This is a genomic window from Microcoleus sp. BROC3 (assembly GCF_036702515.1).
Lineage (GTDB): Bacteria > Cyanobacteriota > Cyanobacteriia > Cyanobacteriales > Microcoleaceae > Microcoleus.
The window spans coordinates 1-5,159 of the sequence record NZ_JAUBTQ010000123.1 but is presented as its reverse complement, the minus strand read 5'-3'; the positions used below and the strand labels follow the sequence as shown (position 1 = coordinate 5,159).

General features: G+C 41.3%; 6 protein-coding genes. All 6 read left to right on the top strand.

What is annotated here, in order from left to right; all coding sequences use genetic code 11:
* The first annotated feature begins 102 nt into the window (after positions 1-102).
* The 6 genes from QUB30_RS32800 (at position 103) to QUB30_RS32775 (ending at position 5,108) form a co-directional block, all read left to right on the top strand.
* Positions 103-1,071, top strand: a complete 969-nt coding sequence (locus QUB30_RS32800) for a putative CRISPR-associated protein (RefSeq protein ID WP_333342378.1) — start codon at positions 103-105, stop codon at positions 1,069-1,071.
* 12 nt (positions 1,072-1,083) lie between these two features.
* Positions 1,084-1,986 carry a type III CRISPR-associated RAMP protein Csx7 gene (gene csx7, locus QUB30_RS32795; RefSeq protein WP_333342376.1) on the top strand — a complete coding sequence of 301 codons (903 nt, stop codon included), beginning with the start codon at positions 1,084-1,086 and terminating at the stop codon, positions 1,984-1,986.
* Positions 1,987-2,127: 141 nt separating this feature from the next.
* Entirely contained in the window at positions 2,128-3,093 is a 966-nt protein-coding gene (locus QUB30_RS32790; RefSeq protein ID WP_333342374.1) for an RAMP superfamily CRISPR-associated protein, read from the top strand.
* Positions 3,090-3,572, top strand: coding sequence for a hypothetical protein (locus tag QUB30_RS32785; RefSeq protein WP_333342372.1), 483 nt, complete (start codon positions 3,090-3,092; stop codon positions 3,570-3,572). Before QUB30_RS32790 ends, QUB30_RS32785 begins: the two co-directional genes overlap by 4 nt.
* Entirely contained in the window at positions 3,565-4,659 is a 1,095-nt protein-coding gene (locus QUB30_RS32780) for an RAMP superfamily CRISPR-associated protein (protein ID WP_333342370.1), read from the top strand. Before QUB30_RS32785 ends, QUB30_RS32780 begins: the two co-directional genes overlap by 8 nt.
* 2 nt (positions 4,660-4,661) lie before the next feature.
* Positions 4,662-5,108, top strand: a complete 447-nt coding sequence (locus tag QUB30_RS32775) for a hypothetical protein (RefSeq protein ID WP_333342368.1) — start codon at positions 4,662-4,664, stop codon at positions 5,106-5,108.
* Positions 5,109-5,159 lie beyond the last annotated feature (51 nt).

Here is a 5,159-nt window from a genome sequence, read left to right as displayed (position 1 = left end):
TTGAGCTAACATTCTCATGAAACTCATGCTCGATCGAACCCTCAATCGATTTATGAATGATTTGCGATCGCTATATTACTTCAGAAAGAAAACTCCGATTATTTGTGTGGAGCAGAAATAAATTCAATTACGAGTATCTGCAAAAAAGAGTTTATCGCTCGCCCGCCCAAATTAATTTTTCTACTTTCCGATACAGAAGATGGTAAAACAACAGGCGAGATTCTTAAGTTGTATTATGAAAATTCAGGTAATTCTCTGAAGCTCGATCAAAAAGTTGAAGTTCGAGTGCTTGAAGGATTGCGCGATGACGACGTTAAGAAATTTAAGCAACAAGGACTTAAAAATCTCGTCCGCGAGATTAGCACAGAAGTAAGAAACTTTTCTCCGGAAGCAATTGCGATCAATGCTACTGGCGGATATAAAGCACAAATTTCGTTTGCTGGCATGATCGGACAAGCGTTGGAAATTCCCGTTTACTACTTATTTGAGAAGTTTTCAGAAGTAATTGAGCTACCTCCACAACCAGTTTCTCTTGACCTTGCTTTTTGGCTCAATAACTATCAATTATTTTCCGAGCTTGAATCAGCACAAACCATTGAGAAGTCAAAAGTTGAAGCAAGTCTGAAAAGTAAGTATATGGAGTCACTCATTGACGAGGAACCTATTGGCAATGAAACAGCAGTCAGTCTCTCGGCAATGGGAGTCCTATTTAATGAACGTTCCCGATTGCAATTTGCTAAGCAAGAAACTACTATTCTCTCCCTAATCCCTCAAGATGATACTGACCCCAACAAGAAACCGATTAATCTGAGAGACGATCATGGTAAAGATGTATTGCAAGCATTTGCCGAGAAAATCCGTCGATCGACTTATGTAAAAAAAATTATCAATTCTTTACCCTTTAATCCAAAATGTCCTAATCCTATTTTGCGGGCGCATCCCAATGGCATTGTCGAGTTTGTTCTAACTTGGACAGATAAAGGACTAGGGTTGTGCATTCAAACAACGGGGCGAAATCAAGCGGAAACAAATAGTATTGCTTTACATCTGGAAAAAGAGTTTTCTCAATAATTAGGATTAACCATGTTTGACAAATTCAAAAATCGACTGGAAATCACAGGAACACTGACCACCGTAACAGCATTACGCATTAGTAAAGGTCGATCGACCGAAGCGATAGGCTCCGATTTACCTGTAATCAAAGATGCTTTGGGTAGACCTTTGATTCCCGGTTCGAGTTTTAAAGGTGCGCTGCGATCGCGCCTCGAAAGCTTCCTCCGAGGTATCGACCCAAATTTAGCTGCTAATCCTGCTATAGAAGCAGAATGGTCAATTACAAATGAACGCTTGAATGGCCACAATGGAATAAAAAAAGAGGTGGAAGAGGAACTGAAGCAGTACCCAGAAAAAGAACAGAGTGCTAAAAGAGATAGTCTTTTAACCGAAAAGATTATTAATGAAACTGACCTAGCTTCTCTCCTTTTTGGTTCTCCATGGATAGCCAGCAAATTTCAAGTGCGCGACTTAACCGTACAATCCGATGCGTGGTTCGGACAATATCAAGAACGAGATGGAGTAGCCATTGACAGAGACACAGAAACCGCCGCAGATGGCAAACTCTACGACTACCAAGTTGTCCCCGCCGCAACTCCCTTTGATTTTAAAGCAGTAGTTGAAAATGCTCAGGATTGGGAATTGGGTTTATTAATGATTGGTTTGCATCAATTTGAAACCGAACAAATACCTCTAGGAGGCGGGCGATCGCGCGGTTTAGGAGTCGTTAAACTAGAAATTGATAAGATGCGCTGGATTGATGTCGAAGACCATCCCGAATTTTTGTTAGAATACTTAAAAAAGTTAGTCATGGGAGATGAAACAGCTTATGAAGATGCGGCAGATTATAAAGATGAGTGGGTACAAAAGCTGATCGATCGACTGACTCGTAAAGAAACTAAACTATCTGAAACTCAAACTCAGGCACAGTGAGGGAAATAGGGCTTTTAGCAATTACAAAACGCTCTGTATAGACTTTTGCTGCTGTCAATTATGTATTTCAAGAGTGTGAATTGCAGCTAAGTGCTTTAGTAGCTGCTTAATTTTTTCAATTTGTGTCAATCTAATTTAACTATGCACAAACGATTTGTCAACCACTGTACAATTGACTTAACTCTCATTCCCGACGGCCCAATTCTCATCAAATCCGGTAAAGAAGGAGCAGATCCAACTAAACCAGATATGGAATTTGTCGAGACTTACCATGCAGGAGGAAAGTCAATCTATCTACCGGGAAGCAGTTTAAAAGGTGCTATTCGCGCTCATGCTGAGAGAATTGTCAGGACAGTAGGTACAGACAAACGTCCTACTAATGGAGATTCTTTATGGGCAAGCAATCCTCTTAATCGGGATGAATTAAAGTATCTTGATAGTATCTCTGATTCCCAAGATATTTATCGGTTATCTTCTTTTACAGACCAAATGTTTGGAAATACTTCAATTGCTAGCAGAGTTAGAATCCAAGATGCTCACCCAATTGATAAGAAACAGCTCAAAATTCAAGAACGCAATGGAGTCGCTATCGATCGCGTTTTCGGTTCCGTAGCCGTCGGGCCCTTTAACTACCAAGTCTGCACCGCCGGAGAATTTCGCACTAAAATACATCTCAAAAACTTTTCCTTAGCACAATTAGGCTTGATTGGCTTAGTTTTGCGAGACTTAAATGATGGTTGGTTTGGAATCGGTTTTGCCAAATCTCGCGGTTTGGGGACAGTGACAGTCAAATATAACGAAGCCGTAGTTCAATATCCCGGTTGTCAATTAGATCGAGATAATCGCCAAATTCAACAAATACTCAAACCCGGTCGATGGGGACAGGCTTTTTTGCTGGGTGCAGGAGAATTTTTAGATACTGAAGAAGCCGCAAATTATGGCTTTTCTAAACCCGATCGCGAACAAACCCCTATTCCTGCTGAACCGATGGATTTAGGTTTTGGAGTGCAGCTAAAATGGCAAGGTGACGGTGAGACTGGTGTGCCCAATTTATTTAAATGTGCAGTTCGTGGTTGGAGTGAATTTTTAAGAGGGGCCGCAGCATGACAGGATATGTTGGTTTTAAACAAGTTTCATCATCAGCAGAACTTAAGAATTTGCTAGACAAATTAGCAACTGAGAAAAGTTATTATTTTGTGCGATCGCCCCACGCCGTCAGCGGCATTTGCATGAAATTGCCCGAAGAGTTTTTCCCCGGTTTTGAAGGGCAAATGTTTAATGCCGATCGCGAATTTCGCTGGAAAAAGCAGGGAAGTGCATATCAAGCGTTAATGCTGAGTCGAGTTGAAGCCGATTTAGAAGGATTTGAGCCGATCGATAAAGATTGCGAGTGGCAAATTTGCGATCGCGCGGCTTACTTTCACCGCCTTGACGAACCCAAATTCCCTAAAACTTTTGTCTATAAAGGAGAAAAGAATGAAAAGATTGTCTCTAACAATATTAGCATAGGTCAGCGATACTTTCAAGAAAAAAGAACTGCTACCGTTCATTTTGTCGCCCTCACCGTCAGGAGTAAAAATGACTAATAATCCCCGGCCCAAACCCCGACGTTCTACACCGCAGCCAAGTAGTCCGGTTTCTGATAATAATCCCGCTGAAACTGGAGAATCTAAACCTTATAAATTAATTAGTTTCCCCAAGGAAAGTTTCCCCAACGAACGACCCACAAAAAATCCTCCGGCCGGACATCACCAATATTTCGGCGATCGCCTGCACGGAACTTTGTTTCTAACTTTGAAAGTACAGACTACTTTGCACGTCTCTACAGGCGTAGTTGTCATGGGTAGCGACATAGGCAGTCGCGTCCCTTTAATCAAAACAATGGTTCAAAATATTGACCAAAAGTTATCAATTCAAGGCAGTTCCCTCAAAGGCTGCATCCGGTCAGCCTACGAAGCCATTACTAACAGCACTTTAGCAGTAATTACATCAAGATACAGAGATAAAATTCCGCAAGAACGCTTGCCATGTAAAAATAAACAAGAACTCTGTCCGGCAAGTCAAGTATTCGGTGCCTTAGATTGGCAAGGGCTAATTGAATTCAGCGATGCTAAATGCGAAAATACGGGCTTTGCTACGGGATTTATGCCATCTTTATATCGTCCCCGTCCCGATCAAAGAGGAGCATATTTTGACGCAAGAGGCAACGTAGCAGGGCGCAAATTTTACTATCACACAATTCGGGCGATCGACAAAGGTCAAAATCAAGGAATTACCGTTCAGCAAGCGGCTAAAGAGTATACTTTCAAAACACAGATACAATTCAAAAACTTAACACCAGCAGAGTTAGGAACGCTTTTGATTGTGTTGGGGCAAGATCCCAAATATCCGATCGCCCTCAAGGTAGGCGGCGGGAAGCCGATCGGCATGGGAACAATGACTGTGGAGGTAACAGCGGCAAGGGTGTTGCAGAACAAGGGAGATTTGCGCGATCGCTATTCCTCCTACAAGCCTCCCGAATCTGACAGCATGACTGGCACAAAATTGCAACAATTTATGCAAAAAAATATTCAAGCTGCTCATTCTAGCTTAGTGCAAGCAACTCAATTGCAACAACTAGCTGAAGTGTTGAAATATCCGACCGAGCGCCAACCTAAAGAGGGGATGTATTAAAAATGTCTAATACTGAATTAATGACAGAAGCTTTGACCGAAAACCAGTGGGAAATTGCCCACGCCATCGCCAAAAATTTAGCAGAAGAACAATTGAAAGTCAATCAAGAAATTGGTAAAAATTCAGATGGTATCGCTACTGAGTTTAAAAAAATTGTTACTTATCTTTATGCAAATGTTCATCACTCTGATGCCAGTTCTATTTTTTTCAAATACCTAAATTTTCTAGTGGGATACGGTAAAGAGGTTGGACACAGCAATCAAACTAATCGCTACTATCGTGCTATTAAAAACGCTTGCAATCAATACCTTGACGAGACTGAAATGAATCCTTCTATCATGCTGCTAATTGTAGGTTGGGCAGTACGTCTAATAGGGTATTATAAGCAGGAAAACCCTATGGTAGAAACTGCTGCTACAAAAAATATAGCGAGCGCAAATGATTTGTAAATCATCGAGCGTGTATAATGAGAGATGTAAATCTAAGTAGAAGTTGAGATG

Excerpts from the sequence above, each read along its gene's own strand:
- QUB30_RS32785 (WP_333342372.1), top strand. The coding sequence starts at position 3,090 with ATGACAGGATATGTTGGTTTTAAACAAGTTTCATCATCAGCAGAACTT.
- QUB30_RS32790 (WP_333342374.1), top strand. The coding sequence starts at position 2,128 with ATGCACAAACGATTTGTCAACCACTGTACAATTGACTTAACTCTCATT.
- QUB30_RS32775 (WP_333342368.1), top strand. The coding sequence starts at position 4,662 with ATGTCTAATACTGAATTAATGACAGAAGCTTTGACCGAAAACCAGTGG.
- QUB30_RS32780 (WP_333342370.1), top strand. The coding sequence starts at position 3,565 with ATGACTAATAATCCCCGGCCCAAACCCCGACGTTCTACACCGCAGCCA.
- csx7 (WP_333342376.1), top strand. The coding sequence starts at position 1,084 with ATGTTTGACAAATTCAAAAATCGACTGGAAATCACAGGAACACTGACC.